At 71.2% G+C, this 26,141-nt stretch carries 28 protein-coding genes; 17 read left to right on the top strand and 11 right to left on the bottom strand.

Annotated features, from left to right (window positions below; all coding sequences use genetic code 11):
* The first annotated feature begins 116 nt into the window (after positions 1-116).
* The gene (locus ACIBSW_RS31090) at positions 117-701 is read left to right on the top strand and encodes a YbjN domain-containing protein (protein ID WP_354719712.1); all 585 of its coding nucleotides are present in this window, start codon (positions 117-119) and stop codon (positions 699-701) included.
* Between the two features lie 48 nt (positions 702-749).
* Here ACIBSW_RS31090 and ACIBSW_RS31085 read toward each other — a convergent pair whose 3' ends face one another.
* The 4 genes from ACIBSW_RS31085 to ACIBSW_RS31070 all read right to left on the bottom strand — a co-directional run bounded on the left by ACIBSW_RS31085 (position 750) and on the right by ACIBSW_RS31070 (position 5,109).
* Positions 750-2,009 (bottom strand): delta-60 repeat domain-containing protein, encoded by a 1,260-nt coding sequence (locus ACIBSW_RS31085; RefSeq protein WP_354719714.1) that lies wholly within the window; start codon positions 2,007-2,009, stop codon positions 750-752.
* Positions 2,010-2,069: 60 nt separating this feature from the next.
* Positions 2,070-2,495 carry a globin gene (locus ACIBSW_RS31080; protein WP_354719715.1) on the bottom strand — a complete coding sequence of 142 codons (426 nt, stop codon included), beginning with the start codon at positions 2,493-2,495 and terminating at the stop codon, positions 2,070-2,072.
* Positions 2,492-3,856, bottom strand: a complete 1,365-nt coding sequence (locus ACIBSW_RS31075) for an MFS transporter (protein ID WP_354719717.1) — start codon at positions 3,854-3,856, stop codon at positions 2,492-2,494. The genes ACIBSW_RS31080 and ACIBSW_RS31075 overlap by 4 nt, the downstream gene beginning before the upstream one ends.
* Positions 3,857-4,077: 221 nt before the next feature.
* Positions 4,078-5,109, bottom strand: coding sequence for a mechanosensitive ion channel family protein (locus ACIBSW_RS31070; RefSeq protein ID WP_354719719.1), 1,032 nt, complete (start codon positions 5,107-5,109; stop codon positions 4,078-4,080).
* 286 nt (positions 5,110-5,395) lie between these two features.
* Between ACIBSW_RS31070 and ACIBSW_RS31065 the strand changes: the two genes are divergently transcribed.
* On the top strand, positions 5,396-5,938 hold the full coding sequence (locus tag ACIBSW_RS31065) for an HNH endonuclease (protein WP_354719721.1): 543 nt from the start codon (positions 5,396-5,398) through the stop codon (positions 5,936-5,938).
* Between the two features lie 5 nt (positions 5,939-5,943).
* Here ACIBSW_RS31065 and ACIBSW_RS31060 read toward each other — a convergent pair whose 3' ends face one another.
* Together ACIBSW_RS31060 and ACIBSW_RS31055 are read right to left on the bottom strand one after the other, a co-directional pair.
* Complete coding sequence (locus ACIBSW_RS31060; protein ID WP_354719723.1) at positions 5,944-6,741, bottom strand: class F sortase; 798 nt, start codon at positions 6,739-6,741, stop codon at positions 5,944-5,946.
* Positions 6,742-6,752: 11 nt separating this feature from the next.
* A complete protein-coding gene (locus ACIBSW_RS31055) occupies positions 6,753-7,241 on the bottom strand; it encodes a hypothetical protein (RefSeq protein ID WP_354719725.1) in 489 nt (162 codons plus the stop codon).
* A 593-nt stretch (positions 7,242-7,834) separates the two neighbouring features.
* On the opposite strand from ACIBSW_RS31055, the gene ACIBSW_RS31050 reads away from it, so the two are divergent.
* Positions 7,835-8,218 (top strand): DUF5130 family protein, encoded by a 384-nt coding sequence (locus ACIBSW_RS31050; RefSeq protein WP_354719778.1) that lies wholly within the window; start codon positions 7,835-7,837, stop codon positions 8,216-8,218.
* Positions 8,219-8,221: 3 nt separating this feature from the next.
* Here the strand turns inward: ACIBSW_RS31050 and ACIBSW_RS31045 are convergent, their stop codons facing one another.
* A complete protein-coding gene (locus tag ACIBSW_RS31045) occupies positions 8,222-8,782 on the bottom strand; it encodes a Uma2 family endonuclease (RefSeq protein ID WP_354719726.1) in 561 nt (186 codons plus the stop codon).
* 120 nt (positions 8,783-8,902) lie between these two features.
* Entirely contained in the window at positions 8,903-11,461 is a 2,559-nt protein-coding gene (pepN, locus tag ACIBSW_RS31040; RefSeq protein ID WP_354719727.1) for an aminopeptidase N, read from the bottom strand.
* A gap of 125 nt (positions 11,462-11,586) precedes the next feature.
* Between pepN and ACIBSW_RS31035 the strand changes: the two genes are divergently transcribed.
* The 5 genes from ACIBSW_RS31035 (at position 11,587) to ACIBSW_RS31015 (ending at position 15,219) form a co-directional block, all read left to right on the top strand.
* Positions 11,587-12,213, top strand: a complete 627-nt coding sequence (locus tag ACIBSW_RS31035; protein WP_354719728.1) for a disulfide bond formation protein DsbA — start codon at positions 11,587-11,589, stop codon at positions 12,211-12,213.
* A gap of 65 nt (positions 12,214-12,278) precedes the next feature.
* Positions 12,279-12,515, top strand: coding sequence for a hypothetical protein (locus ACIBSW_RS31030; protein WP_354719730.1), 237 nt, complete (start codon positions 12,279-12,281; stop codon positions 12,513-12,515).
* A 54-nt stretch (positions 12,516-12,569) separates the two neighbouring features.
* Positions 12,570-13,760, top strand: coding sequence for a DUF1015 family protein (locus ACIBSW_RS31025; protein ID WP_354719732.1), 1,191 nt, complete (start codon positions 12,570-12,572; stop codon positions 13,758-13,760).
* Positions 13,761-13,799: 39 nt separating this feature from the next.
* Positions 13,800-14,720 (top strand): alpha/beta hydrolase, encoded by a 921-nt coding sequence (locus ACIBSW_RS31020; protein WP_354719734.1) that lies wholly within the window; start codon positions 13,800-13,802, stop codon positions 14,718-14,720.
* Positions 14,721-14,745: 25 nt separating this feature from the next.
* On the top strand, positions 14,746-15,219 hold the full coding sequence (locus tag ACIBSW_RS31015; RefSeq protein ID WP_354719736.1) for a ribose-5-phosphate isomerase: 474 nt from the start codon (positions 14,746-14,748) through the stop codon (positions 15,217-15,219).
* A gap of 3 nt (positions 15,220-15,222) precedes the next feature.
* Here the strand turns inward: ACIBSW_RS31015 and ACIBSW_RS31010 are convergent, their stop codons facing one another.
* Together ACIBSW_RS31010 and ACIBSW_RS31005 are read right to left on the bottom strand one after the other, a co-directional pair.
* Positions 15,223-15,678 (bottom strand): hypothetical protein, encoded by a 456-nt coding sequence (locus ACIBSW_RS31010; protein WP_404799514.1) that lies wholly within the window; start codon positions 15,676-15,678, stop codon positions 15,223-15,225.
* Between the two features lie 29 nt (positions 15,679-15,707).
* On the bottom strand, positions 15,708-16,949 hold the full coding sequence (locus ACIBSW_RS31005) for a GNAT family N-acetyltransferase (RefSeq protein ID WP_354719738.1): 1,242 nt from the start codon (positions 16,947-16,949) through the stop codon (positions 15,708-15,710).
* A gap of 101 nt (positions 16,950-17,050) precedes the next feature.
* Here ACIBSW_RS31005 and ACIBSW_RS31000 point away from each other — a divergent pair, with 101 nt between their 5' ends.
* From ACIBSW_RS31000 to ACIBSW_RS30960, 9 genes are all read left to right on the top strand, one after another.
* Positions 17,051-17,635 carry a DNA-directed RNA polymerase II gene (locus tag ACIBSW_RS31000; RefSeq protein WP_354719740.1) on the top strand — a complete coding sequence of 195 codons (585 nt, stop codon included), beginning with the start codon at positions 17,051-17,053 and terminating at the stop codon, positions 17,633-17,635.
* A gap of 77 nt (positions 17,636-17,712) precedes the next feature.
* A complete protein-coding gene (locus ACIBSW_RS30995) occupies positions 17,713-18,096 on the top strand; it encodes a lipopolysaccharide assembly protein LapA domain-containing protein (protein WP_354719741.1) in 384 nt (127 codons plus the stop codon).
* Positions 18,097-18,128: 32 nt separating this feature from the next.
* Positions 18,129-18,449 (top strand): metalloregulator ArsR/SmtB family transcription factor, encoded by a 321-nt coding sequence (locus ACIBSW_RS30990; RefSeq protein WP_354719743.1) that lies wholly within the window; start codon positions 18,129-18,131, stop codon positions 18,447-18,449.
* Entirely contained in the window at positions 18,446-18,961 is a 516-nt protein-coding gene (locus ACIBSW_RS30985; RefSeq protein WP_354719745.1) for an SRPBCC domain-containing protein, read from the top strand. The genes ACIBSW_RS30990 and ACIBSW_RS30985 overlap by 4 nt, the downstream gene beginning before the upstream one ends.
* Positions 18,962-19,112: 151 nt before the next feature.
* Positions 19,113-19,670, top strand: a complete 558-nt coding sequence (locus ACIBSW_RS30980) for a hypothetical protein (protein ID WP_354719747.1) — start codon at positions 19,113-19,115, stop codon at positions 19,668-19,670.
* 114 nt (positions 19,671-19,784) lie between these two features.
* On the top strand, positions 19,785-20,114 hold the full coding sequence (locus ACIBSW_RS30975) for a hypothetical protein (protein ID WP_354719749.1): 330 nt from the start codon (positions 19,785-19,787) through the stop codon (positions 20,112-20,114).
* A gap of 12 nt (positions 20,115-20,126) precedes the next feature.
* A complete protein-coding gene (locus tag ACIBSW_RS30970) occupies positions 20,127-22,379 on the top strand; it encodes a CHAT domain-containing protein (protein ID WP_354719750.1) in 2,253 nt (750 codons plus the stop codon).
* Positions 22,376-23,548: a tetratricopeptide repeat protein gene (locus ACIBSW_RS30965; protein ID WP_354719752.1), complete on the top strand. Its 1,173-nt coding sequence runs from the start codon at positions 22,376-22,378 to the stop codon at positions 23,546-23,548. The genes ACIBSW_RS30970 and ACIBSW_RS30965 overlap by 4 nt, the downstream gene beginning before the upstream one ends.
* Positions 23,549-23,560: 12 nt before the next feature.
* Complete coding sequence (locus ACIBSW_RS30960) at positions 23,561-23,986, top strand: hypothetical protein (protein WP_354719754.1); 426 nt, start codon at positions 23,561-23,563, stop codon at positions 23,984-23,986.
* A 126-nt stretch (positions 23,987-24,112) separates the two neighbouring features.
* On the opposite strand, the gene ACIBSW_RS30955 is transcribed toward ACIBSW_RS30960, so the two are convergent.
* The gene (locus tag ACIBSW_RS30955) at positions 24,113-25,753 is read right to left on the bottom strand and encodes a methyl-accepting chemotaxis protein (protein ID WP_354719756.1); all 1,641 of its coding nucleotides are present in this window, start codon (positions 25,751-25,753) and stop codon (positions 24,113-24,115) included.
* Between the last annotated feature and the right edge of the window lie 388 nt (positions 25,754-26,141).

The raw sequence follows: 26,141 nt of genomic DNA, 5'->3' as shown, positions 1-26,141 counted from the left end.
CTCCGGTCGCGCCCTCCCTTTGAGGGGATGACCTCCGCGACCTGTACGGGTACCGTCGCCCCGTGGTCCACCGCTACGTCCGGCGGAGGGCCTGCTGGGGAGTGAGGTGCACAACGATGCCGTGGTGGTCATGGCGTCCCGGGTCGGCCGGAGGCGATGAGCCCGAGACCGGCGGCGAGGTGGCGTTGCAGAGCAGCGTCCGCGTCGGAGTGCCGGCGCAGCGTGAGCCGGGACACTCTTCGATGTCCTCCGCCGATCTGTCCGCGATCGACGAACCAGGCCAGGTCGGCCCCGTCGACCTGGCGCGGCTCGGTAAGGCCCTCGATCTGCTCGACGTCCGGTTCCTCGCCGACGGCGGCGGGAGCCTGCTGGCGATGTGGGAACGGCACGCAGTGCTGTTCACCCTCGAGGGACCCGACGACGAGATCCTGGTCATGCGTGCCCGTCCGCACGCGACCGTCCCGCCCGACTGGGCCGACCGCGCGTACCGCGTGGTCAACGAATGGAATCACACCCGCCGTTTCTGCAAGGCCTACGTCGGTGACCCCACCGAGCGCGGTCAGCTGCCGATCTACGCCGAGCTGCAGGTGCCGCTCGCGTCGGGCGCGCACGACGCGCTGCTGGTGGAGATGCTCGACTGCGGCGCCGCCGTGGCGACCTCGTTCGTCGACTGGCTGCACGACGAGGGCGCACTGCTCTGAGAGACGAAGAAGGACCCCCGTACCCGGGGGCCCTTCGCACTGCGCCGATCAGGGCAGCGGGAACATCCCGATCCGCCCGTGGTACTCCTTGGCGAGCTTGTCGGTGTCGGAGCCGACGATCAGCCCGTTCGGAACGACCTCGAACGCCCGCACCCCGACGCCCCGGTCCCGGCCCGGGTTCCAGGACAGCGCCCGGCCGGTGGTCGGGCTGATCGCGCCGATGCCCTCCCGGGCGACCGCGCCCGGGCCCGGGCCCTTCGCGTCGCTGCCGTACGGGTTGTCCAGGTAGCGGTTGTGCCCGCCGACGTAGACGGCGGTGCCGGTGACCGCGACGGCGTAGAGCGAGTCGCCGCCGGTGCGCTGCACCCAGGTCGGGTTGTGCTTGCCGCTGCCGCCGGTCTCGAAGCGCGCGGCCGAGTCGCACAGCTTGGTCGGCGAGGAGGCCCGGCCGGTGGAGGCGACGACGAAGTACTTCCCGTCGGGGGAGAACTTCACCTGCCGCAGGTACGTGTCGAAGCCCTTCATGCACGCCGGCTTGTACGCGTCCGTGTACCAGCTGGTCACGGCCGCCCCGGCGCCCGTGATGTCGAACATGGCGATCTGCGTACGGCTGACCGAGCCGACCTTGAGCAGCGCGCCGACCGCGACCAGCCGGCCCCCGTCCGGGGTGATGTCGAAGTGCTCGACCCGGGTCCGGGTCAGGCCGGGCGCGGAGAGCTTGGCGTCGAAGCCGGCGTCGACCGCGCCGCTGCCCGCGTCGAGGCGGGCCAGCCCGGCCCGTTTGACGCCGTTGATCGAGGAGAACGTGCCGCCCGCGTAGAGGTGGGCGCCGCGGGCGTTCAGCGTCCGGACGTCGCCCCAGTTGATCTTCGCGTTGAAGGCGGCCACCCGGACGCCGTCGGCGACCGAGACCCGGGCCAGGCCACGCTGGGCGACGCCGTTCACGGTCTTGAAGGAGCCGCCGACGTAGACGGTGTCGGTCGGGCCGGCCGAGAGCGCGTAGACGGGCGCGTCGACCTGAGGGGCGAAGGCGCTCACCACGCCGTCGCGCAGCCCGTACGCGAAAATGTTCTTGCGGGGGTATGTGGTCTTCCGGTCGCTGTCCTGCACCCGGGTGAAGCTGCCGCCGACGACGACCGTGTCACCCACGACGGCCAGGGCCCAGACCGTCCCGTCGAGCACGTGCGGGGTGAAGTCGACGGGGTCGGTCGAGACCACCGACGGCAGGGCCGGGTCGGCCGCGGCGGGCATCGACGCCAGCAGGGCGGCGCAGGTCAGCGCGGTGGCGGCGAACAGGCGGCGTCGCATCGGTCACTCCTGTGATCGGGCCGCGACGCCTGTGACAAGACGTTCGCGTTGTTATTCCGATCAACGAGTGGGCTGGCTCCCGGGATGCGCCTCCATCGTGTTGACCATGAAGTACGCGGCCCGCTCGAGGTAGTCCCAGAGGGCGGTGTGGTGCGGCTCGGGCAGGTGCAGCGAGTCGACCGCGGCGCGCATGTGCAGCAGCCAGGCGTCGCGCTCGGCCGGGCCGACCCGGAACGGCGCGTGTCGCATCCGCAGCCGCGGGTGGCCGCGGCTGGCCGAATAGGTGTTCGGGCCGCCCCAGTACTGCATCAGGAACAGGGTCAGGCGGTCGGCGGCCGGGCCGAGGTCCTCCTCGGGGTACATCGGGCGCAGCAGGGGGTCGTGCGCGACGCCCTCGTAGAACGCGTCGACGAGCCGGCGGAACGTCGGCTCGCCGCCGACGGCCTCGAAGAAGCTGGCTTCCGGTTGTTCGTCTGCTGCGCTCACCCGTCCAGTTTGCCAGCAGGACCGGGCCGGACCGGATCCGGTGTGACGCGCGTTGCCGGCACGCTCGGCGCGGGGACCGCCGGGGCGCTCTGTTCGGCGGCCATTCGCGGCAGGTAGACGACCAGGGCCAGCATCAGCAGCAGCCCGCTGACGCTCCAGAGGCCGACGACCAGGGGGATCGACGAGATCTGCGCCAGGGCGCCGGTGCCGATCACGGCGAAGCACTGGGTGGCCTGCACGCCACCCTGCATGACACCGAACGCCCGAGCGCGGTAGCCGTGCGGCAGGGCCAGCACGAACTCGGCGTTGAGGGTCGGCATCAGCCCGCCCTGCGCGATGCCGGAGATCACCACGAGCGCGGCGACGGTGGCGGCGCTCGGCGCGAACACGGTCGCGGCCAGCGCCGCCGGCGCCAGCAGGGCGAGCGGCTTGATCAGCCGGTGCCGCCGTGACTGGCGGACCAGCCGGCTGATGCCGAGGCCGCCGATGACGAAGCCGACCGGGCCGGCGGCCATGATCAGGCCCTGGTCGAAGCCGCGGGCGGAGGGATCCTCGTGGAACAGCGCGGCCCAGCCGGCGGCCAGGCCCTCGGGCAGGACCGTGAACGTGGTCAGGGCGAAGACGATCAGCGCGATCGAGCGCAGCAGCGGCGTACCGAAGACCAGCCGGAAGCCCTCGCCGGTCTCCCGCAGCAGGTGCCGGTGCTCGCTGCGGGCGGCCGCGGGTCTCGGCCGGACGCCCACCGCGATCAGGCCGGCGGAGACGACGAAGGAGAGCGCGTCCAGCGCGACGCCCAGCCGGGGGGAGATCGCGACGGCGAGCGTCGCGCCGGCCAGGTAGCCGAGGACCTGGGCGGCCTGCGAGGTCGAGGCGTTGACGGCCAGGCCGGTGACGAGCTGGCGGCGGTCCAGGATCAGCGGCAGCATGGCGGAGCGCGCCGCCTGGGTGGGCGGAGCGCCGAGCATCGCCACGAAGAGCAGCAGGATGATGACGTAGACGTTCATGCCGGGCAGCGCGATCAGCGCGATCGGGACGGCCCGGGCCAGGTCGGCGACGATCAGGACGCGGCGGTAGGGGTAGCGGTCCGCGAGCGTGGCCAGCACCGGGCCGCCGACGATCCACGGCACGTAGCTCATGGCGAAGGACACCGCGGAGAGCAGCACGGAGTCGGTCTGCTGGTAGACCAGCACGACGATCGCGGCGCGGGCCAGGTAGTCGCCGAGCCAGCTCACCACCAGCGAGATGTAGAGCGCGCGGTATTCCTGAACGGCGAAGAGCTCCCGGAAAGCCACGGGGCGCTCCGGCTCCGTCACGCCGCCAGCCCGGTCGGCCGGCTGCGCGGCGGGTCGGTCGTCCGACACCAAGCCCTCCATCGATCGCGACGGCCGGCGGGATCGCCGACGGCGGCCGGACACATTCGCCCGGTTTCCCCGGATTTGGAGGCCGCGCGAACGTGACGCTGCATGTGCAGATGCTCTTTGCGAGATTCTGCCCGATCGTCCGAGTCCTGGCTAGGGCGTACGGGGGAAATGTCGGCCATTCGGTGGAGGTCGGACATCCCCCATCATGCCGTCCGCACAGGTCAGGTCGCACCCCCGGTATCCGGGGGATTCGTCGACTGCGGGGTGTAGCTCGGGGGTACCGCCGCGCGGGGCAGCATCCGCGACACGGCGATCCGCTCGGAGATCCCGGCGGCCTCCAGCGCCTCGGTGAGCCGGCGGCGCAGCTCCCGCTGGATGGTGATCCGGCTGGTGGCGGTGGTCTTGGCGATCGTCCGGATGACCGCGCCGTCGACGGTCAGCTGGTCGACGCCGATGACCTCCGGCGGCTCGAGGAATTCGGTCGCGTGCTCCGGCTCCTCGGCCAAGGCGAGCGCGGCCGTGCGCAGCACCGCGGTCGCCTCCTCCGAGTTGACGAAGCCGATCGGGACGTCGATGACCACCATGGCCCAGCCCTGGCTCTTGTTGCCGACCCGGATGATCTCGCCGTTGCGGACGTACCAGAGCACGCCCTGCATGTCCCGGACGGTGGTGACCCGCAGCCCGACCGTCTCGACGATCCCGATGGCGTCGCCCAGGTCGACCGTGTCGCCGACGCCGTACTGGTCCTCGAGAAGCATGAAGAGGCCGGCGATCAGGTCCTTGACCAGGCTCTGCGCGCCGAAACCGACGGCGACACCGACGATGCCGGCGCTGGCCAGCAGCGGGGCGAGATTGAAGCCGAGCTCGCCCAGGACCAGCAGCGTCGCGATGGTGAAGACGATCGCGGTGACGAAGCTGGTCAGCACCGACCCGATCGCCTCGGCCCGCTGCCGGCGGCGCTCCGGGATGTACGTGCTCTCGGCCGCGTCCTGCTCCTTGTCGGTGCGCTCGCGCAGGGGCTTGAGCAGGGCCGGCATCTCGGCCCGCGACGTGGTGGCCGTCAGCCGCCGGATGCCGCGGCGCAGCAGCCACCGGATGAGGATCGCGACCAGGACGATCAGGATGATCCGCAGCGGCTTGACGACGATCACGTAGCTGCTGTTGGCGAGCCACTGGATGCCGGTCTGATCCAGTACCCACGAGCAGAGCGCGTCCGTCTTGCAGGACGTCGACAGCTCGGTTGGCCCGGGCACGCTGAAAAGATCGGCGGAGCCGGAGGGTGCGGGGGTGGGTGCGGGAGGGGCTAGCAGGATCACGGGGCCTTAACCTACCGGCCCTCGGCCCGCGGCCGCAGGCGCGGGGCGGGCGGACGTACACCCCCGAGACCTCAGACGTTTACGGGACGACCGCAGATTCTGCTCGCAAATTCGTCATTCATCAGGGACTATTGGCGCACGAGCACCGGTAGATCCGGCGCTCGACCTATGACCACAAGCACATGGGAGCGGTTACAAGCACCTACCCCGAAGGGTGATCACGATGCCTGACATACGACCCGCAGTCGGCTCCTCCGCGTTGGTATTGAACGCCACCTACGAGCCGCTGTGCGTCGTGTCGGTGCGTCGAGCCACCATCCTGGTGCTGACCACGAAGGCGGAATGCGTCTCCGACGGGGACGGCATCCTGCACAGCGCGCGGCAGGCCCTTCCGGTCCCCTCGGTGGTGCGCCTGACCAGGTACGTGAAGGTTCCGTACCGCACGCACGTCGGCCTCTCCCGCCGAGCGATCTTCGCCCGCGACGGCGGCCGCTGCGCGTACTGCCGCGGCTCGGCGGAGACGATCGACCACGTCTTCCCCCGCAGCCGGGGCGGCCTGCACGCCTGGGAGAACGTGGTGGCGGCCTGCGCGAAGTGCAATCACAGCAAGGGCGACAAGACGCCGGCCGAGCTGGGCTGGCGCCTGCACGCGGCGCCCGCGGCGCCCCGGGGCGTCGCCTGGCGGGTGCTGGGCCACCGCACCCCGGACCCCCGGTGGGCGGACTGGCTGGACCTGCCCGCGCCGGTGGAGGCCGAGGCCGCGTAGCCCCGTCAGGGGTCCTTCGTTCCGGTGAGGCTGGCGAAGACGATGACGTTGTCGCTATAGCCCCGTTCGCCGCCGAGCCAGCTCCCGCCGCACGTCACCAGGCGCAGCGACGGCCGGCTGTAGTCGCCGTAGACGCGCTTCTTCGGCAGTTTCTCCTTGTCGAAGTGCTCGACCGAGTTGATCCGGAAGACCGCTACCCGGTTGTCCTCGCGGAGGACCTCGATCCGCTGACCCGGCTTCAGCCTGCCCAGGTCGTGGAAGACCGAGGGGCCCGTCCTGGTGTCCGCGTGGCCGACGATCAGCGCGGGGCCGAACTGCCCCGGCGTCGGGCCCTGGTCGAACCAGCCCACCTCGTTGTGCCGCTTCAGCGGCGGCGTGCCGACCGAACCGTCCTTGGCGAAGCCGACGTTCAGGACCGGCGCCGCCACGTTGATCGCCGGAATCATCAGGCGCTGGGGCGCGCTGGGGCTCAGCACCGGGAACGCCCTCGGCGGCGGCTTGTCCGGGCCCTTGAAGAAGTCGCGCAGGTTGAAGCCGGTCGCCGCGCCGATCCCCGTGGCCACCGTGAACAGGCCGAGGAAGACCAGGATCACCGCGGCCAGGCCGAGCGGCATCACCTGGCGGCGGCCGCGGACCGGGTGCGGGGCCGGCAGCCCGCGGCTCCCCGGCGGGCGGGCCGGCGCGGGTGGCGGCGGGGGTGGGGGCGCCGGCCGGGACACCACCACGGCCGGGCGGCGCCGGAGCACGGACTCGGGCATGCGCGGGCCGGGCGGCTCCGGCCGCGACACCGTCGGGCGGGGCATCCGCCGCCGCCTCAGCCGAGCCGGCGGCGGCGGACGGCCACCACGCCGAGGATCACGCCGGCCACCACCGTGGCCAGCCCGCCGCCGATCATCGCGCCCGCGGACAGGCCCGGCGCCGTGCCGCCGCCGCCCGTGGCCGGGCCGCGCGCCGGTTCCACCTTCACGACCACGTGCAGCGTGTTCTCCGCCGTCTTCCCGTCCGGGCACTTCAGCCGTACGGGATAGTCGCCCGGGTCGGTCGCCGGCGGGACGCGCGTCGTCGAGGTGAGGAATCCGTAGCTCGGCGACACCGTTATCGCGCCGATCGCCTCGATCGTGACGGTCGCCGGTTTCAGGTTGTCGTCACAGCTCGCGCGGATTCCGATCTGGTCGCCGGCGGGCACCGTGCTGGGGTTGGTCTCCACAAAGACGCTCGCCGCCAGCGCGGGTGATTCCCCGATCAGGACGACGGGCAGGGCCAGGACAAGCGCCGCGATTGCGGCCGGGACGGATGTGCGCATGACCTCCCCCTCCTGCCGTCCGTGGCAGAAACCTCACGGACGGCGCGTGAGGGTGATTTTCGCATCTGCGCGCCGTTTCCGCGTGGCTGCGGTGATCCCACTTCGGGGTGTTGACACCCGGCGGCCCGTGACGGCACACACTCCGCTACCGTGATTACCGTTCGGATCACTGGGAACACAGTGAATTGGCCGGTTCTTTTGACGCCTGGGGGCGTTGAGATTGTCGAAATTCAGCACGATTCTGATCTTCGTTGTCATTCCATTGGCGATCATCGCCGTGATCGCGGTTGCCGGCGCGGCCGGCGGCAGCCGGCACCGGCCGTCGCGCCGTTACCGTCCTGGTCGGCCCTTCGAATTCAGGCCGATCTGGTTCCTGGCGTCACCCGCGCAGGTGACCGTCCCGGGAACGCGGCCGGCGCTCGCGGCCGGAGTCATCGAGGACTCCTCCGGCGCCCCGGTCCGGCCCGGCCCGACAGGAGGCGCAAGTGACCGTTGGTGAGACTCAGGCCCTGACGGCCGAGAGCCGGGAGCAGCCGCTCACCGCGCTCGACCACCCGGGCGGCCCGACGCTGACCGCGTACCCCGAGCTGACGATGTCGTCCGCCGGCATCGACGCGCTCGACGGGCCGTTCACGACCCGCCAGCTGCTCCGGCTCGACGAGGCGCTGCGGGTCGCCGATCAGTCGACCGGCCTGACGTTCAGCGTCTACATCGGTGACCTCGAGGAGCCGACCCGCGAGTACGCCGAGCAGCTGCACCGTCAGCTCGACGGCGCGTCGACGGCGGTGCTCGTCGCGGTCTCGCCCAACCAGCGGGTCCTCGAGATCGTGACGGGGTCGCAGGCGCGCAAGCGCATCACCGACCGCGAGTCGAAGCTGGCCGCGCTCTCGATGGCCGCGTCGTTCGCCGGGGGAGACCTCGCCGGCGGCGTGCTGTCCGGACTCGACCAGCTGGCGTCGCACGCCGGCCGGCACTAGCCGCTAGAGCCACTCTGCCGGGGCCATGAGCACCGGGAACGGGGCGTCGACCTTGACCGGGTCGGCGCCCTGCAGTGTCTTGCCGGGCAGATATCCATCCTGGCCCAGCGCGTACGTGTGCAGCACCGGCGACGGACCCGGCTCGATCCGCCAGTACGCCTGGATCCGGGCGTCCGCGTACAGGGCCGGCTTGAGCAGCCGGTCGTAGCGCCGGCTCGTGGCGGTCTCCACCTCGACGACCAGCGCGACGTCGGCCGGGTTCGCCCAGATCCTGCCCGAGGAGCGCGGCCGCAGCACCGTCACGTCCGGGACCAGGTTGCTGCCGCCGAGCTCGACGCCGAGCCGGGCGCAGACCCACCAGCCGCCCGGCGCCGCGTCGCGCAGCAGCGTCACCACGGCCTGCACCACGGTCTCGTGCGGGCCGTCCAGGGGTGGGGTGACGTGCAGGCTGCCGTCGACTATCTCGTAGCGGTGCCCGTCCTGCGGGAAGAGGTGCAGATCCGGCTCGGTCCACTGTCCTTCGGGGGCGGACCACCGTACGCCCGGGCTAGCACCGATCGTCACCGGACACCTCCATCAGCGTGGAGTGTCAGCGTACTCACGCTGTGTTGTTTCCGGTGGGTTTCGGGTCCGTAAGTTTCGCGGGTCGCAAGGAATTCAATCCCTCACGACCCGCGAAAACGCTCAACCCGCGCTGGCGTCCTTCGCCCGAGCCTTCAGGGCCCGCAGCACACCGTCGCGTCCCTCGGCGACCAGGCGGCGCAGCGACGGCGTGTGCCCGTCCTCGGCCAGCCAGGCGTCGGTCAGCGCGACCGTCTCCTCGCTCACCTGGTACGCCGGGTAGGCCAGCATCGCGAACTCCTGCGCCGGCTCGCTGTCGGAACGGGCCCAGACCCCATCGATGGCCTCGAAGAACTTCGCGGCGAACGGCGCGGTGAGCTCCACCTGCGTCGACACCTGGAAGCCCTGCAGCAGCGAGCGGTTGAGCCAGTTCGGCAGCTTCTCCTCGCCGGTGAGCTGCGCCCAGACCCGGGTCTTGTTCTCCATCGTCGGCAGCAGGGCGCGGGCGAGGGCGGCCTCGCGCTCGCCGCTGGCGGTCAGGTCCGAGGCCAGCTCCTCGTCGATCTCCGCCTCGCTCGCCGCGTCCTTGGCGGCCAGCGCCTCGAGGATGGTCCAGCGCAGCTCGGTGTCGATGGTCAGGCCCGCCGGGATCCCGGTCCCGTTGAGCCAGCCGCGCAGGGTCAGCAGGTCTTCGTCGCCGCGCGCCGCGTTGATGAACGCGCGCGCCCAGGCCAGCTGGAAGCCGCTGCCCGGCTCGGTCGCGGCCAGGGTGGTCCTGGCCGTCTCGGCCAACTGCGCCCAGCCCGTCGGCGCCCACTTCGGGTCCGCGTACATCGTCAGGGTGGTGGCGGCCTGGCGCAGCGTCGCCGTGGTCAGGTTGATGTCGCGCTCCAGCGGCAGCCCGGCGCGGACCAGGGCGATGTAGTCGCGGGCCGCGAGCTCGGCGTCGCGCAGCTGGTCCCAGGCCGCGGCCCAGCACAGCGCCCGCGGCAGCGACGACTCGAAGCCGTCGATGTGCCGCACGACCGTCGCCATCGAACGGTCGTCGAGGCGCAGCTTCGCGTACGTGAGGTCCTCGTCGTTGACCAGCAGCACGTCCGCGGCCCGGACGCCGGCCAGCGCGGGGATCTCGGTCTGCTCACCGGTCACGTCGATCTCGAGCAGCTCCCGGCGGACCAGCCGGTCGCCGTCCAGGTCGTAGAGGCCGACGCCGATGCGGTGGGTGCGCAGCGTCGGGTACGCGGCGGGCGCCTCCTGGCGCACGACCACGCTGGAGTACGCGCCGTCCGCGCCGATCGTCACCAGCGGGCGCAGCGTGTTGACCTGGGCCGTCTCGAGCCACTGCGCGGCGAACTTGCGCAGCTCCCGACCCGAGGCCGTCTCCAGCTCGGTCAGCAGGTCGTCGAAGGTGGCGTTGCCCCACGCGTGCCGCTGGAAGTAGGCGCGCAGCCCGGCGAGGAACGAGTCCAGCCCGACGTACGCGACCAGCTGCTTGATGACGCTCGCGCCCTTGGCGTACGTGATGCCGTCGAAGTTGACCTCGACGGCCTCCAGGTCCGGCATCTCGCAGTAGACCGGGTGCGTCGAGGAGAGCTGGTCCTGGCGGTAGCCCCAGGCCTTGCGCACCGAGAGGAACGTCGACCACGCGTCGGTGAACCGCGTCGCCTTCGTGTTGCACCAGTGGCTCGCCCACTCGGCGAACGACTCGTTCAGCCACAGGTCGTTCCACCAGCGCATGGTGACCAGGTCGCCGAACCACATGTGCGCCAGCTCGTGCAGGATCGTGTTGGCGCGCTGCTCGTACTCGTAGTCGGTGACCTGGGAGCGGAAGATGTAGTGCGCCTCGGCGTGCGTGACGCAGCCGAAGTTCTCCATCGCGCCGGCGTTGAAGTCGGGCACCCAGAGCTGGTCGTACTTCGGCAGCGGGTAGCGCACGCCGAACTGCTCGTGGAAGAAGTCGAAGCCCTGCTTGGTGATCAGGAACAGGTCGTCCGGGTCGAGGTAGCGCGCCATCGAGGCGCGGCAGTAGACGCCCAGGTCGATGCCGTCGTGGCTGTCGCGCAGCTCGTGGTAGGGCCCCGCGCACAGCGCCGTGATGTAGGTGCTCATCCGCGGCGACGTCTCGAAGTGGACGGTCTTCGCGCCCGCCTCGGCCGTGGCGGTTTCGCCCACCGGCATGTTCGAGACGACCTTCCAGTGCGCCGGCACCGTGGCGTGCCAGGTGAAGACGCTCTTCAGGTCGGGCTGGTCGAAGGCGGCGTAGACGCGCTGCGCGTCCGCCGTCTCGAACTGGCTGTAGAGGTAGATCTCCTTGTCGACCGGGTCCTCGCTGCGCTGCATGCCCTGCCCGCTCGCCGAGTACGCGAAGTCGGCATCGACGAGCAGCGTGTTCTGCTCCGCCAGGCCGGTCAGGGTCAGGCCGTCCTCCGCCGACCAGCCGGACAGGTCGACGGGCGTGCCGTTGAGCGTCGCGGACCGGACGCTCGCCGCCGCGACCTCGATGAACGTCGACGCGCCGGGCTCGGTGCAGCGGAAGTCGACCCGGGTGGTCGAGCGGAAGGTGCCCGCACCCGGTCCTCCCTGGCCGTCGGTCAGGTCCAGGGCGATGTCGTACCCCGTCACCTCGAGCAGGCGGGCTCGCTCGGCGGCCTCGACCTGGGTCAGGTTACGAACTCCGGCCACTTCAATCTCCTCAATGCCGATCCAGGCTCCATCGCCCCGGCCTAGAGCTTTCCACGTCACCATATGTGGTGGGCGCGTGGCGCACGTCACCGCCGGGTCCGGCCAGTGCGAGGGAGGATCAAGGTATGAGTGAACGCGCCGCGGTCGACATGTGGTTCGACCCCCTGTGTCCATGGGCCTGGATAACCTCCCGCTGGCTGCTGGAGGTCGAGAAGGTTCGATCCGTCGATATCACGTTCAACGTCATGAGCCTCTCGGTGCTCAACTCGGGCCGCGACCTGCCCGAGCAGTACCGGGAGCTGATGACCAAGGGCTGGGGCCCGGTCCGGGTCTGCATCGCCGCCGCCGAGGCCGCCGGTCCGGAGGTCCTGCGCGACCTGTACACCGCCCTCGGCACCCGCATCCACCTGCAGAAATACGAGCTGGACGAGAAGCTCTACACCGAGGCGCTCGCCGAGGTCGGCCTCGACCCGGCGCTGGCCGCCGCGGCCGGCACCGACGCCCGGGACGACGCGCTGCGGGCCAGCCACGACGCGGGCATGAAGCCGGTCGGCACGGACGTCGGCACGCCGGTCATCCACGCGCCCGGCCCGGTCGAGGGCGAGAAGATCGCCTTCTTCGGCCCGGTCGTGACGCCCGCGCCGAAGGGCGAGGCGGCGGGCCGGCTCTGGGACGGCGTCCTGCTGGTCGCCGGCACGCCGGGCTTCTACGAGCTCAAGCGCTCCCGGGAGCTGGGTCCGATCTTCGACTGACGCGCCACCTGGGTCTCCGGCGGGTCGTTGGGTGAGGCGAAAACCACACCCGACCGGAGGCTCCGATGGCCCAGTCCGACAGCATCGCCACTTCCACCATCGCGGTACATCGCGGGGCCTGGGACGGCCTGCCCTCCGAGGTCGCCGCGATGGTGGCCCCGCCCGTGACCGTGTCCAGCTTTCCGCTGGTAGAGGCGCCGGAGCCGACGTCGGCCCGGCGCCGGGCGAAGCAGGTCAAGCTGCGCGGCAACCTGCCGCCGACGGCCAAGCTCGGCCGGCACCGGCGGCGCGGGCAGCAGTGAGACGCCGCCGGGGTGTGCGCGCGAGCGTCACCCCGCGGCGGTAGGTTCGCTGGCATGACGGTCGTGCACCCGATCAGCCGGGCCTGGATCACCACTGGCGGCACCGGCGCGCAGAATTACGACGAGTTCGCCGACGACGCCGAGATCACCGACATCATCGCCGCGAACCCGCACAGCGCGCTCGCCGTCGAGATGCCACACCGGGCGCCGGAGTCCGTCGGCAGGTCGTTCGCCGACTGCCTACCCGACGCCGCCGCGCGACTCGCGCAGGAGAAGGCCGCGGGCAGCTACTCGCCGGCCGAGGACGTGGTGGTCCTCTACCGGATCACCGCGCCCGGCGAGCCCGCCGCGTACGGGCTCTGGTCGATGGTCGACACCGACCAGATCTCCACCAGCGCCGACGAGCCGGGCCTGGTCATCCGCAACGAGGACGTGTTCATCGCCAAGGTGCGCGAGCGCGTCGCCCTGGCCGAGACGCTGCAGACGCTGCTCTCGCCCGTCCTGCTGCTGCAGACCGGCCGGGGCGACGAGCTGCACGCCGCGCTCGCCGAGGCGGCCGACGCCGCCGGCGCGCCCGCCGCGACCGACACCGACCAGACCGGCCGCACCCACGCCATCTGGGTGATTCCCGCCGGACCGGCGCAGGACCGGCTCACCGCGCTCGCGGGCGGCGGCGAGCTGGTCGTCGCCGACGGCAACCACCGCAGCCTGGCCGCGCAGACCGGCGGCCTGCCGCGCTTCCTGGCCGTCGTGACCACCCCCGCGTCCGTCGCGATCCAGCCGTACAACCGGCTGATCAGCGAGCTGCCCGCCGCCGACTTCGTCGAGCGTCTCGCCGCGGCCGGCGCCCGGGTCGAGGAGCTGCCGCGCCCCGCGGCGATCCCCGCCAAGGGCACCATCGAGCTGTACGCCGGTGGCCGCTCGTTCTCCGTCGTGCTGCCGTCGGCCGAGGCCGCCAGCCCGGTGGAGAACCTCGACCACGCCCTGGTCGAGCGGATCCTGCTCGGCGAGGTCCTCGGGCTCGACCCGGGCGACAAGCGCATCTCGTACGTCGGCGGCGACTACCCGGCGCAGTGGCTGCGCGGCGAGGTCGACGCCGGCCGCGCCGAGCTGGCCGTCCTGATCGCCCCGGTCACCGTCGACGACTTCGTCGCGGTGAACCTCGCCCGGCAGAAGCTGCCCCGCAAGAGCACCTGGTTCACCCCGAAGGCCCGCGGCGGCCTGGTCCTGGCCCAGCTCTCCTGATCCATCCGACCGCCCCGCCCGCCGCCCACAGAAGGAACAATGGCCCTTCATCCGCAGGTCGAGGTGTCGCTGGCGATCCGGCGGCGCCCGGGCGCCGACCTCCTCGCGGCCGACCCCTACACGCAGCTCATCGCCGCGCGCGCGGCGATGGAGGAGTCCAACGACGCCGAGTGCGGCCCGGCCATCCCGCTGCCCGTGGTCGTCGACGTGGACGCCGACGGCGTGCCCTGCCGGCTGTACGCGTCCGGCGTCGACGCACCCGTCCTCGTCTACGTGCACGGCGGCGGCTGGTGCTACGGCAGCATCGAGACGTTCGACCGGCTCTGCCGGCGCATCGCGGACCGCTCCGGCTGCGCGGTGCTGTCGGTCGGCTACCGGCTCGCGCCGGAGCACGTCTTCCCGGCCGCCCTCGACGACATCGAGACCGTGCTCGCCTGGGTCCGCAAGGACGGCGCGAGCCTCGGCGTCGACCCGTCCCGGCTGGCGATCGGCGGCGACAGCGCGGGCGGGCAGCTCGCCACCGTCGCCGCCCGGCGCCAGCGCGACGCCGCCACCCCGCTCGACTACCAGGTGCTGATCTACCCGGCCATCGACCCGATGACGGCGTCGGAGTCGTACGACGAGGTCGGCGGCTACGGCCTCGACCGCCAGTCGATGCGGCTGGCCTGGGAGGCCTTCGTGCCGGACCCGGCGCTGCGCTTCAGCCCCGACGTGGCGCCGCTGGCGGTCGCGGACCTGGCCGGGATGCCGCCGACGCTGCTGATCACGGCCGAGTACGACGTGCTGCGCGACGAGGGCGCCGACTACGCCGACGCGCTGCTGGCGGCCGGCGTCCAGGTGGTCCACGTCCGGTACGCGGGCGTCAACCACGGCTTCGCCCGCAAGCTGGCGCTCTTCGACGCCGCGCGGGCCGCCGCGGACCAGATCGCGGCGAGCCTGCGGGCCGCGCTGACGTTCTGATCCGCCTTTTGAAAGACTGCGGGTCATGCGCGTCTACCTGGGTTCCGACCACGCGGGCTTCGAGCTGAAGACCCACCTGGTCAACCACCTCAGCAAGCAGGATTACGACGTCGTCGACGTGGGTCCGCAGGCGTACGACCCCGAGGACGACTACCCGGCGTTCTGCCTGAACACCGGCGCCCGGGTGGTCGCCGACGAGGGCAGCCTCGGGATCGTCATCGGCGGCTCCGGCAACGGCGAGCAGATCGCCGCCAACAAGATCGCCGGGGTTCGCTCGGCGCTGGCCTGGAACGTCGAGATCGCCCAGCTCGCCCGCCAGCACAACGACTCGAACGTGCTCGCCATCGGCGGGCGCCAGCACACGCTGGACGAGGCCACCGCGATGGCCGAGGCGTTCCTGACCACGCCGTTCTCGGGCAGCGAGCGGCACGCCCGCCGGATCGGCCAGCTCGCCGAGTACGAGCGCACCCGGGAGCTGCCTGAGCTGCCGGAGAGCTGACCTCTATCGGTTCCGGGGCAGGTCCTCGCGCGGCATCCAGTTGCGCCGCACGATCGGCAGCTCGGCGTCGGCCTCGGCGAGCTGCTCCGGGGTCGGCCGGGCCGCGTCCCGGGCCCGCAGCGCGGCGCCGACGCTGACCTGGGACGATCCCGATCCGACGAGGCCACGCAGCCCCCGCTCGGACTGGTCGTCACCGCCGGCGCCCGCGCCGGAGGTCGGCCGGGAGCCGGGCGCGGGGCGCGGCCGGCCCGCGAAGGCGTTGCCGGCGGCCCGGGGCGGCCGGGCCGCGGGTCTCGGGCTCTCGGCGACGGGATCCAGCACCGGCGCGGTCGCCTCGACGGTCTCGCCGGTCACGGCCGGCGGGGGCGCGGCGGCGGCCGGGTCGGGCGGCGCGGTGGGCGCGGCCGAGGCCGATGAGGGGGGACGCAGGCGGCGGCGTCGGCGCTCGGGTTCACCCATGGCGCCGAACCTACCGCCGCCGGGCTCAATCAGAACACCTCGTTGGGATTCGGTAGGCGATGCCAGCCGAACGCGGTCGCGGCCCGGCGCAGCGCGCCCGGCGTCAGTTCGCGGACGGTGCCGGCGGCGGCGAGCGCCGCCAGCGACGTCGCTCCCAGGTAGGCCGAGCCCAGCTCCAGGATCGTGCAGGCCAGGTCGGCGGCGTCCTCGGTCGGCGTACAGGTGGCGGCGCCGTCCGGGTCGGCCCGCAGCCGCCAGCGGCCGGTGTTCGCCGGCAGCAGCGGGTCGGTGACGTCGAGGACCACGTCGACCGGCGCGGCGTACGCGCGGGCGGCGAGCGCCTTCGGCAGGTCGACGACGCGGACCCAGAGCCCGTCGACCAGGGTGCTGCCGAGCCGGCGCGGCTCGTCGACCAGGTACTGCAGCGGCTCGTCGACCGCCGCGAAGTGCATCGTCGCCGAGCGGGCCAGATCGGTCGTGAGCAGGAAGTTCCACAGGGCCGCGTAGGCGGCCGGGTCGGCGGCGACGACCTCGCGGATCTGCACCTCGCAGTCCGGGCCGAGGCGGTTCCAGCGGGACTTCGTGCGCCACAGCGCGTACCCGGTCGGGCCCTGCGGTGTGTCGTGCACCACGCCGTGCAGGGCGGTGGAGCCGTCGCGCTGCGACTCGATGTCGGAGAGCACGTAGCGCCACCACCGGTCGTCGCGGCTGGACCAGCCGGTGCGCTCGGGCCGGAGCTGCTCGTAGATCTTCGCGAACTCGGCGATCGCGTCCGCCGGCGTGACCATGCGCAGCCGGGCGCCGGAGCCGGGCGCGAGCGCCGCGGGCGGGCGTACCTCCCGGGTGGGGATCTCCACGCGGAGACGCTGCGCCGCCGGCCCGTAGCCGAACCGGGGATAGATCTTGGACTCGCTCGCCCAGAGGACGGCGATCGGCTCGCGGCCCGCGGCCGCGATGTCCTGCAGCTGGCGGTGCATCATCCGGGTGAGCAGCCCGCGCCGCCGGTGGGTCGGCGCGACACCGACGAGTGACACGTGTGCGGCCGGCACGACCGCACCGGGCACGGTCAGTTCCCTGCTGTACGCCGCCGCGTGGCCGACGACCGCACCGGCGTCGTCGGCGACCAGCGTGCGCTCGGCCTCGACGACCGAGCCCTCGGCGTCGCGGGCCTGCTGATCGAGCACCTCGTGGAACACGTGACCGAGCAGGTCGGAGACCTCGGCCCAGTCGTCGGCGTCGCCCGTCCTGATCCGGATCGCGAAGTCATCCATGGTGTTTGTGTAACGGAACCCGCGCGCGCTTGCGACCGATATTTGTTCGCTCGTTACTCTCGATGCAGGGCGGTGTCCGGCCGTACCGGGGGAGGGGAACGATGTCAGAGCAACCGCAGTGGCCTGAGCGGACGCTCAACATGCCACCGCAGGACCCCTGGGCCGAGCCGCCGACCGCGCGGACGGTGCCGCAACCCGGATCCGCGCCGCCGGCGCCGTCTCCGTTCTCCAGCGGCCGCGCCGCGGTGAACCCGCGCCCGCGCCCCCAGCAGTTCGTGGCGGAGCACGAACCGACCGGCACCGGCTGGCCCGGCGCCGAGGCGCCGCAGGAACGCCGTCCGCTCGGCTGGCACCTCGCTCAGCTGCGCCGCGGCGGCGAATGGAGCTTCGCGGGCCTGCTCTTCGCGTTCGTCTGCTGGGGCATCTGGGCGCTCTCCTCGGACGGCGACCTGACCACGCCGATCGTGGTGTTCATCGTGTCGGTACTGGTCGCCGCCGGTCTGTTCGCCCTGTCCCGGCTGGTGGGCCGGGTGATCCTGGAACGCCAGTTCGGCCGGGTTCGGCACACGGCCCGCGGCTCCCACATGGTGGCGGGGCTGTTCCTGGTCGGCGTGGGTATCGCACACCTGCGCCAGACGGAATGGGTGATGACCGCCTTCAACTGGGTCGTCGACCTGTTCCGGTAGGCCGCCCGGCCGATTTGCCGCCGGCAACGCCGGTGAACAGGGTTAACGGAGTGCAGTCATGGGCAAGACTGTGAGTTATGGCGTACCCACCCGAGGACCGTCGCCCCGCCGCCCCGGAGCCCGCCCCGCCGCCGCTGCCGCCGGAGCTGGCCGGAACCCTCGCTGGCCTGGAGGGCGCCGGTGAGGCGCCCCCGCCGCGGCGGCCGGACTCCTCGGTGCCGCGCACGCGTACGAGTGCGATCTGGTTCGGGGTGTGGGCCGGCGCCGTCGCGCTCATCCTGCTGATCATCTTCGTCGCGCAGAACACCGGGAACGTGCGGATCAGCTTCCTCTGGATGGACGGCCAGATCTCGCTGGCGCTGGCGATGCTGATCGCGGGCGTCTGCGGCGCGTTCGTCGCGATGGCCGTCGGCTCGGTCCGGATCATCCAGCTGCGCCGTCTGGTTCGCCGCCGGCCTTGACATGTGACCTTTTGGTCACATAACTTTGGGTCATGGCGGACGACGACCGGGTGTTCAAGGCCCTCGCCGACCCGACCCGCCGCTTCCTGCTCGACCTGCTCTTCGCTCGCGAGGGTCGCACCCTCACCGAGCTCGAGTCCGAGGTGGAGATGACGCGCTTCGGCGTGTCCAAGCACCTCAAGGTGCTCGAGGAGGCCGGGCTCGTGGTGGTGCGCCGGGAGGGCCGGGAGAAGTTGCACTTCCTCAATCCCGTGCCGATCCGGCTGATCCACGACCGCTGGATCGACAAGTACACCGAGCGTCACGTGACGGCGCTCGTTGACCTCAAGAGATCGTTGGAGGACGAGTCATGACCGACACCACCACCCAGGTGTACCGCGTGTGGATCAAGACGGACCCGGAGAAGATCTGGGCCGCGATCACGGAGCCCGAGTGGACGCGGCGCTACGGGCACGCCGCCCCGGCCTACTACGAGCTGAAGCCCGGCGGCGCCTACCGGTCCGAGGCCACCGAGGAGATGCGCGAGTTCGGCCGGCAGAACGGCTTCCCGATCCCGGACACCATCGTCGACGGCGAGGTGCTGGAGAGCGACCCGCCGCGGCTGCTGGTGCAGACCTGGCGGATGCTCATGGACCCGACGACGGCGGCCGAGCCGTTCACCAAGCTGACCTACCTGATCGAGGAGCTGAAGTCGGCGCCCGGCGTCTGCCGGCTCACCATCACCCACGAGCTCGTCGACGCGCCGGCGACGGCGACCATGGTGGCCGGTTCGCCGCTGGACGAGGCCGGTGGCGGCGGCTGGGCCTGGGTGCTCAGCGACCTCAAGTCGCTGCTCGAGACCGGCTCGCCGCTCAGCGCGGCCTGACCGGCCGGGGGTGCCGGCCCGCCGTCGCGGGCCGGTCCTCCTACCGGGACCAGGGCTCGGCGGGCCGGCGAATATGTCATTCGCCCTATCCCGGTCGCGGTTCGCCTGGCACTAGCTTTGCCTGCCAGCGCGACCCGCGCACGGATCGGAGATGACTGTGAAGTCCGGCAACTTCCACGCTTTCAGCGCCCCGCTGGCGACCCTGCTGGCATTGACGGCCGTCCTGGCCGGGTGCGCCGACGCCGCTGAGGAGCCGGCGTCGGGAGCCGCGCCGGTGAGCGTGCCGTCCCCGGAGGAGACCGTGGCGGCGACCGCGGACAGCGCGGCGAAGGCGGCGGCGCCGGACTCCTGCGACCTGCTCACGATCGCGGAGATCGACAAGCTGACCGGTCTCGCCGTGTCGATCCGCACGGACACGCCGGACCGGTGCATCTGGATCGTCGAGAAGCCGACGGACAGCCACTACGGCGGGCTCACCATCGGCGTGGAGGGCTACGCCACGGCGGAGAAGGCCGTGGAGGCGTTCAAGTGGTACGTCGACGAGCCGGTGCCGGGCATCGGCGACGAGGCGTCGTTCAAGAACGACGACCCCGCCTCGCTGGCCATCCGCGTCGGCGCCGCGAAGATCACAATCACCGAGCAGAACCCGGCCATCACCCGGGAGATCCTTTTTGAACTCGGTCGTTCCGCCGCCCGCAACGCCGCCTGATTCCGACGTTCGTCCACTCTTGCCGGACGGGACAGCCAGGAGTGGCGATTGTGCCGTGCGGGATACAGTCGTGGCTCTCATTGTGGCGCGTTTACGCGGAGCGAGGGATGCGATATGGCGACTGCCTCGATCGAGGTGTCCGGACCCGATGCGGAACGGCAGGCCGGGGAGTTGCGGGTGGCCCTGGGCCGGGCGGTGAAACCCGGTGAGAGTGTCTCCCCGGTCGAGGTACACCGGTCCCTGGAATTGGTGATCGCGGCGATCGGCCTGGTGTTCAGCGGCGTCGACGCGGCCAAGACGATCTGGGACTGGTGGAGCGAGCGTAAATCGCAGGGTACTCAGGTCAGGATCATTCTCGACGACGGTGCCATTGTTGATCTTTCTGGAGTGGATCAGGAACGGTTGGAGATCGAACTCCAACGTCGAGCGAAAGCCGGGCGGTGAGGGCCCACGGCGATGGAACAGTTCGAGATGGAGATCTTCCCGCAGACCTCCGACTACTCCGAGATTCGGCTTTCGCACGGCGACGCGCTGCGGACCCGTGGCCTGGACGGAAAGGCGATCGACGACCTGATCGAGGTGGTCGGACGCATTTACGCCGAGGACTCCATGGCGCAGCGGGTCTTCGGCGCCGCGCAGCTGCGTGAGCTCGGCAAGCAGCTCTATCACTTCCTCGACGGCGACGAGCGGTGGCTGGGCGAGGTAGCGGGCGACCCGCGGGGTGTGGTCCTGCGGATCTCGGCGGAGGCGCGGCTGCGTCACCTGCCCTGGGAACTGGTCGTCAAGGACGACGTGCACCTCGCCGTCAACGAACGCACGCCGCTGCTGCCGATCCGGGCCTGCAGCGCGATCGCGGCCGTCGCCGCCGAGGCCAAGGCACAAAACCGGCCGCTGCGCGTGCTGTTCATGGCCGCCTCGCCCGAGGGGGTCGAGCCGGTCCTGAGCTACGAGGCCGAGGAGTCCGGGATCCTGACCGCGACCGCCGACACCGGCACGGACCTCGTGGTCGAGGAGAGCGGGACCCTGGAAGGGCTGCGTTTCACCGCGGAGTCGTACGGCGCCGGCTACTTCGACGTCCTGCACCTGAGCGGCCACGCCACGATCCAGGACGGTCAACCCAAGTTCCTGATCGAGAACGAGCTCGGCGGGCCGGTCCTGGCCTCGGCCGACGAGATCGCCCGCGCGATGGTCGGCCAGTGGCCGCGCGTGGTGTTCGTCTCGGGATGCCTCACGGGCGGCGCCGCCGGCAACGGAACCATCCCGTCGATGAGCGAGAGCCTGGTCAACTCGGGCGCCCCGGTCGTGCTGGGCTGGGCGCTGCCGGTCGGCGACGTCTCGGCCACCATGTTCGCGACGTACCTCTACCGGGCGCTCGCCGCCGGGCAGCGGCTCGACCTGTCCGTGGTGCGGGCCCGCCAGCAGCTCTACGGCGAGCAGAGCCGCAGCTGGCATCTGCTGCGCGTCTACGCCGACAAGTCGCCGCTGACGCCGATGGTGACGCCGCTGAACACCCCCGGGCGCGGCCGGATCCGGGTTCGTCACGCGGCCGACGAGTTCCTCGACCCGCAGACGCAGATCTCCCGGGTCGCCTCGCGCACCAACTTCGTCGGGCGCCGGCGGGTGATTCAGCGCTGCCTGCGTACGCTCAAGCAGCCCCTCGGCACGCCGGGCGCGGCACAGGCCCTGGTGCTGCAGGGCATGGGCGGCCTGGGCAAGAGCACCCTCGCCTCCCGGCTGCTGGAGCGCATGCCGACACACCAGCGGGCGGTCTGGTTCGGCCGGGTCGACCTCACCAAGTTCCGGGAACTGACCTCGAAGGTACGGTTCCAGAGCCTCGACCAGCAGATCGAGGCGGCCGCGGTGCTCGCCAAGGACGAGGTCGACCTGTACACGCGGCTCACCTACCTGTTCGACGGACCGCTCGGACAGGTGCCCTGCCTGCTGGTCTTCGACGACTTCGAGCAGGGCAACCTCGAGGAACGCGACGGCGGCCACGTGCTCTCGCCCGAGATGGCGAAGATCCTCCCGGCCCTGCTCAAGGCCATCGACGAGACCAACAGCCCGAGCCGGGTCATCATCACCAGCCGCTACCAGTTCCCGGCGCCGCCCGGGGTGACCCTGCGCGTCGAGGCGCTCGAGACGTTCACCGACGTCGAGCAGGTCAAGAAGGTGGCGAACCTGCCGAACCTGCGCCCCGAGTCCGTCATCCCCACCGCCGTCAAGGAACGGGCGGTCGCGGCCGCCAGCGGCAACCCCCGGCTGCTCGACTGGCTCGACCGGATCCTGCCCGACGCCACCCTCGACGTGGACGCCCTGATGGCCGCCATCGAGAACGAGGCCGACCGGTTCCGCAAGGAGAACATCTTCGCCCAGAAGCTGCTCGGCACCCAGCCGATGGAGCTGCAGAAGATGCTGGCCCGGCTCAACGTCGTCGAGCTGCCCATCCCTTCCGCGACCGTCTTCGCCATCCAGGACCATCCCGAGGCGCAGACCCACGTCCGGCGGGCCGTCCAGCTCGGCCTGCTCGAGGAGGGCACCGACCCGGAGACCAACGAGCCGCGCTACTTCGTCTCCAACGTCCTTCGGCCCCTGATCAGGCCGCTCATCACCGACGACGAATACCGCGAGGCCTGCGCCGCCGCGGCGCGATCGCTCTACCAGATCTGGGTCACGGCCGAGCCGGCCGTGGACGCCGAACCGGAACCATGACCTCGACGGCCCGGCTCGTGGAGGTGCACCGCCTGGCGGTGGCCGGCCGCGAGGCCGGCATCGCGAGTGCGGTAGGAGACCGGGTCGGCCGGGTGTGGCTGGCCCGGTCGCGGTTCGCCGACGTGGTCCGCCTGGCCGAGCAGACCCTCACCCTGGGCGAGGACCCCGCCGCCTACTACCACCTGGGTTGGGCCAAACAGGTCACCGGCTTCCCGGCCGAGGCGCTGGCCGTCTACGAGCGCGCGCTGAGCCTGTACCGGGCCGCACACGAGCGTGGAAACGAGGCCGCCGCCCTGAGCAACATCGGCGGCGTGTACGACGGCTGGGGCGACCGAAAGCGGGCGCTGGACTATTACGGTCAGGCCCTGCCGATCCTGCGCGAGGTCGGTGACCGGGCCGGCGAGGCCGCCACGCTGAACAACATCGGCCACGTGTACGACGGGCTCGGTGAACTCCAGCAGGCGCTGGACTACTTCGGCCAATCCCTGCCCATTCGCCGGGAGGTCGGCGACCGGGGCGGCGAGGCTGTCACGTTGAGCAACATCGGCCACGTCTTCTCGGCGGCGGGCGACGCGCAGCGGGCGCTGGACTACTACGGTCAGGCCCTGCCGATCCTGCGCGAGGTCGGTGACCGGGCCGGCGAGGCCACCACGCTGAACAACATCGGCCGGGTCTTCGACGGTGTGGGCGACCGGCAGCGGGCGCTGGAGTACTTCGGTCAGGCCCTGCCGATCACGCGGGAGGTCGGCAACCGGGCCGGCGAGGCCAACACGCTGAACAACATCGGCCACGTGTTCCACGGCCTGGGCGACCGGCAGCAGGCGCTGGGCTACTACCGGCAGTCGCTGCCGATCGTGCAGGAGGTGGGCGACCGGGTCGGCGAGGCCGTCACGCTGAACAACATCGGCGGCGTGTACGACGGGCTGGGCGACCCGCAGCAGGCCCTGGACTACTACGGCCGGGCACTGCCGATCCGCCGCGAGGTCGGTGACCGGGTCGGCGAATCGGTCACGCGGTTCAACATCGCGATGATCCACCGCCAGCTGGGCGAGCTCGACCGCGCCGTCGCCGAACTGGAACAGGTGGTGGAGCTGGACCGCCAGGTCGGCCACCCCGACCTGGCATCCGACACCGCCATGCTGGAACAGGTCCGCCGCGAACGAGGATGATGAGATACATCCATGGAGCTCACCAAGCAGTTCAGCGACGATCAGTACGCCGCCGCGCTGGAGTCGTGGTCGTGGCTGGACCTGAGCGGCAAGACGCCCCGCTTCGCCTCACTGTTCGGAAACATCTTCCTGGAGGACGAACACGGCGCGTGGTGGTTCCTCGACACACTCGGCGGTGAGCTCACGCCGCTGTGGGCAAGCCGGGCCGACCTGATCGCCGACCTGGAGACGGAGGACGGCCAGGACCAGTACCTGTTGGGCGCGCTGGCCATGGCCGCATTCCACCGGCGCGGCCTGAGCCTGAACGACGACGAGGTGTACGCCTACGCGCCGCCACCCATCGTCACCGGCAGCTTCAGCGTCGACGAGATCCAGGTGTTCAAGTTCTCGGTCGTCGTCAACATCGCCGGACAGCTTCACCAGCAGCTTCAGGTCTAGGGTGCCCCCGTGGACCGGCCGTTTCGGCTACGGGGCGGAAGCCGCCACCCTTCTCGCGGAACGCGACCGCGCCCGGCACAGGGATGCCCGCCGGGCGCGTTCATCGGAAGGGTGGCGGAGAGATCGTCAAACCGTGAACTGGCCGACAAGGGTCTGTAGCTTGCTGGCGAGGCCAGACAGTTCGTTCGCGGTCTGGCGGGTTTCCCCGACCCCCAGGTAGGTGTCCTGAGCTGCCTTGGCGACCACCGTGATGGTGTCGCTGATGTTGACGGCGCCGGTTGCGGCTTCAGCAACGTTGCGGCCGATCTCGCTGGTGGTCGCGGTCTGTTCCTCAACGGCTGAGGCGATGGTGTTCGAGTACCCGTTGATCCGTTCGATGACATCCGTGATCTCACCGATCGCCGTGACCGCGGCACTGGTATCCGTTTGGATGACCTTGATGCGGCTGGAGATCTCGTCGGTGGCCTTGGCGGTCTCCTGAGCCAGGTCCTTCACCTCGGAGGCGACCACCGCGAAGCCCTTGCCGGCCTCGCCCGCGCGGGCGGCCTCGATGGTGGCGTTGAGCGCCAGCAGGTTGGTCTGCTCGGCGATCGAGGTGATCACCTTGACGATGTCGCCGATCTCGGCGGACGAGGCGCCGAGCTTGCCCATGGTGCCGTTGGCGGCCTGGGCGACCAAGACGGCGTTCTGGGCGATCCCGGCGGCGTCGGTGGCGCTGCCCGCGATCTCCCGGATGGACGCGGTCATCTCCTCGACGGCGGCCGCGACGGTGTCGACGTTCGCCGAGACCTGTCCAGCCGCCGTCGACACCGCGTCGGCTTGGCCGCTGGTCTGCTCGGCGGTGCCGGCGATCTGGGTGCTGGCGGTCGCCATCCGCTGGGCGGATTCGGTCAGTGTCTGACTGCTGCCGCTGATCTGCCCAACGGTGGCGCGCAGGGTACCGCAGGCGCGGTTCAGCTCGCCGGCCATTTGTCCGATCTCGTCCCGGCTGTCCGCGTCGCTACTGCGGGTCAGGTCGCCGTCGGCGATGGCGCGGATCACTTCCGACAGGCTACGTACCCGCCGCGCCAGGCCGCGAGCCACCAGCAGTCCGAACGATCCGGCAAGCAGCAGGCCCACAGCGAGCACGGAGATGGTGATCGTGCGTGCGGTGGTGTACCGCTGGCCGGCGTCGACGGCGTCGGCGGCGGCCTCGGCGTTCTCGGCGGCGATCAGCTCGTTCAGGTGGGTCATGGCCTGTTTCGCGGCCGGGTCCAGCTCGTTCTCGCGGATGTGTTCCACGTCCGCATGGCGTTTGCTGGCGGGTAGGAAGCTGGTGTCCCGCGCGGTGCGGTAGCGCTGCCACGCCGCCTCCAGCCGGGTGAGCAGGGCGGGGTCAACGGTGATCTTCTGGTACTCCTGCGCATCCTGCTGGAACGTCGCGTCGGCGGTCTTGATCTCCTGCTCGTAGCGGGCCTTGTGGGCGTCCGAGGTGCTCAGGGCGTGCTTGAGCACCGAAGACCGCATGGCACCGATGTCGACGGCGATCCTCTCCAGGTGCTGACCGGGCACGATGCTGCCGGTGTACAGCTCGTTGACTGCGGCGCTGAGCTGTGACATCTGCGCTATCGCGAAGGCCCCGATGCCGGCGCCAACCGCCGACAGCACGACCACGACAAGGAGGATCTTGGTGTATAGGCGGCGGTCGCGCATCCAGCGCGTCGCTACGCCGGGCCGCTTGCGGGTAGTCGATACTTCAGCAGTCATTGCCATCGCCTGGGCTTTCAACCGGAGGTGCGCCAGTAGGTTTTGCCTGTTGAATCGGTGGCGCCGCTCGGATCTCGCTGAGGTTGCGACCCAGCTCATACGCCGCCCGTCACCGTGGCCCGGGCTGCAAGATCATCTAGGGCTCTGGAACGACGAAGGCCCAGGCTCGGGATATGCTCCCTGACCTGGGCCTCCGTACTCGGAGCGGGCGACGAGAATCGAACTCGCGTAGTCAGTTTGGAAGATCGTTTCCACTGGGGTGGTCTGACCGAAACGCCTGCTCAGTATGGGTGACTGACTGCCCGCTCGTGCCCGCTCACGGCCCCTGTTGATCAGGGCTACTGGCCCGTCAATGGCCCGGATTCACGCGCCGACCCAGCCACTCGCAGCCCCGCCGGCGATTCTCCCG

It is taken from the genome of Actinoplanes sp. NPDC049668 (assembly GCF_044465445.1).
Taxonomy (GTDB): Bacteria; Actinomycetota; Actinomycetes; order Mycobacteriales; family Micromonosporaceae; genus Actinoplanes.
Note: the sequence above shows the minus strand (reverse complement) of the source record. Positions and strands in the feature narration are given on the sequence as shown.

Excerpts from the sequence above, each read along its gene's own strand:
- ACIBSW_RS31090 (WP_354719712.1), top strand. The coding sequence starts at position 117 with ATGCCGTGGTGGTCATGGCGTCCCGGGTCGGCCGGAGGCGATGAGCCC.
- ACIBSW_RS31085 (WP_354719714.1), bottom strand. The coding sequence starts at position 2,009 with ATGCGACGCCGCCTGTTCGCCGCCACCGCGCTGACCTGCGCCGCCCTG.
- ACIBSW_RS31065 (WP_354719721.1), top strand. The coding sequence starts at position 5,396 with ATGCCTGACATACGACCCGCAGTCGGCTCCTCCGCGTTGGTATTGAAC.
- ACIBSW_RS31060 (WP_354719723.1), bottom strand. The coding sequence starts at position 6,741 with ATGCCCCGCCCGACGGTGTCGCGGCCGGAGCCGCCCGGCCCGCGCATG.
- ACIBSW_RS31055 (WP_354719725.1), bottom strand. The coding sequence starts at position 7,241 with ATGCGCACATCCGTCCCGGCCGCAATCGCGGCGCTTGTCCTGGCCCTG.
- ACIBSW_RS31050 (WP_354719778.1), top strand. The coding sequence starts at position 7,835 with ATGTCGTCCGCCGGCATCGACGCGCTCGACGGGCCGTTCACGACCCGC.
- ACIBSW_RS31035 (WP_354719728.1), top strand. The coding sequence starts at position 11,587 with ATGAGTGAACGCGCCGCGGTCGACATGTGGTTCGACCCCCTGTGTCCA.
- ACIBSW_RS31030 (WP_354719730.1), top strand. The coding sequence starts at position 12,279 with ATGGCCCAGTCCGACAGCATCGCCACTTCCACCATCGCGGTACATCGC.
- ACIBSW_RS31025 (WP_354719732.1), top strand. The coding sequence starts at position 12,570 with ATGACGGTCGTGCACCCGATCAGCCGGGCCTGGATCACCACTGGCGGC.
- ACIBSW_RS31020 (WP_354719734.1), top strand. The coding sequence starts at position 13,800 with ATGGCCCTTCATCCGCAGGTCGAGGTGTCGCTGGCGATCCGGCGGCGC.
- ACIBSW_RS31015 (WP_354719736.1), top strand. The coding sequence starts at position 14,746 with ATGCGCGTCTACCTGGGTTCCGACCACGCGGGCTTCGAGCTGAAGACC.
- ACIBSW_RS31010 (WP_404799514.1), bottom strand. The coding sequence starts at position 15,678 with ATGGGTGAACCCGAGCGCCGACGCCGCCGCCTGCGTCCCCCCTCATCG.
- ACIBSW_RS31005 (WP_354719738.1), bottom strand. The coding sequence starts at position 16,949 with ATGGATGACTTCGCGATCCGGATCAGGACGGGCGACGCCGACGACTGG.
- ACIBSW_RS31000 (WP_354719740.1), top strand. The coding sequence starts at position 17,051 with ATGTCAGAGCAACCGCAGTGGCCTGAGCGGACGCTCAACATGCCACCG.
- ACIBSW_RS30995 (WP_354719741.1), top strand. The coding sequence starts at position 17,713 with ATGGCGTACCCACCCGAGGACCGTCGCCCCGCCGCCCCGGAGCCCGCC.
- ACIBSW_RS30990 (WP_354719743.1), top strand. The coding sequence starts at position 18,129 with ATGGCGGACGACGACCGGGTGTTCAAGGCCCTCGCCGACCCGACCCGC.
- ACIBSW_RS30985 (WP_354719745.1), top strand. The coding sequence starts at position 18,446 with ATGACCGACACCACCACCCAGGTGTACCGCGTGTGGATCAAGACGGAC.
- ACIBSW_RS30980 (WP_354719747.1), top strand. The coding sequence starts at position 19,113 with ATGACTGTGAAGTCCGGCAACTTCCACGCTTTCAGCGCCCCGCTGGCG.
- ACIBSW_RS30975 (WP_354719749.1), top strand. The coding sequence starts at position 19,785 with ATGGCGACTGCCTCGATCGAGGTGTCCGGACCCGATGCGGAACGGCAG.
- ACIBSW_RS30970 (WP_354719750.1), top strand. The coding sequence starts at position 20,127 with ATGGAACAGTTCGAGATGGAGATCTTCCCGCAGACCTCCGACTACTCC.
- ACIBSW_RS30965 (WP_354719752.1), top strand. The coding sequence starts at position 22,376 with ATGACCTCGACGGCCCGGCTCGTGGAGGTGCACCGCCTGGCGGTGGCC.
- ACIBSW_RS30960 (WP_354719754.1), top strand. The coding sequence starts at position 23,561 with ATGGAGCTCACCAAGCAGTTCAGCGACGATCAGTACGCCGCCGCGCTG.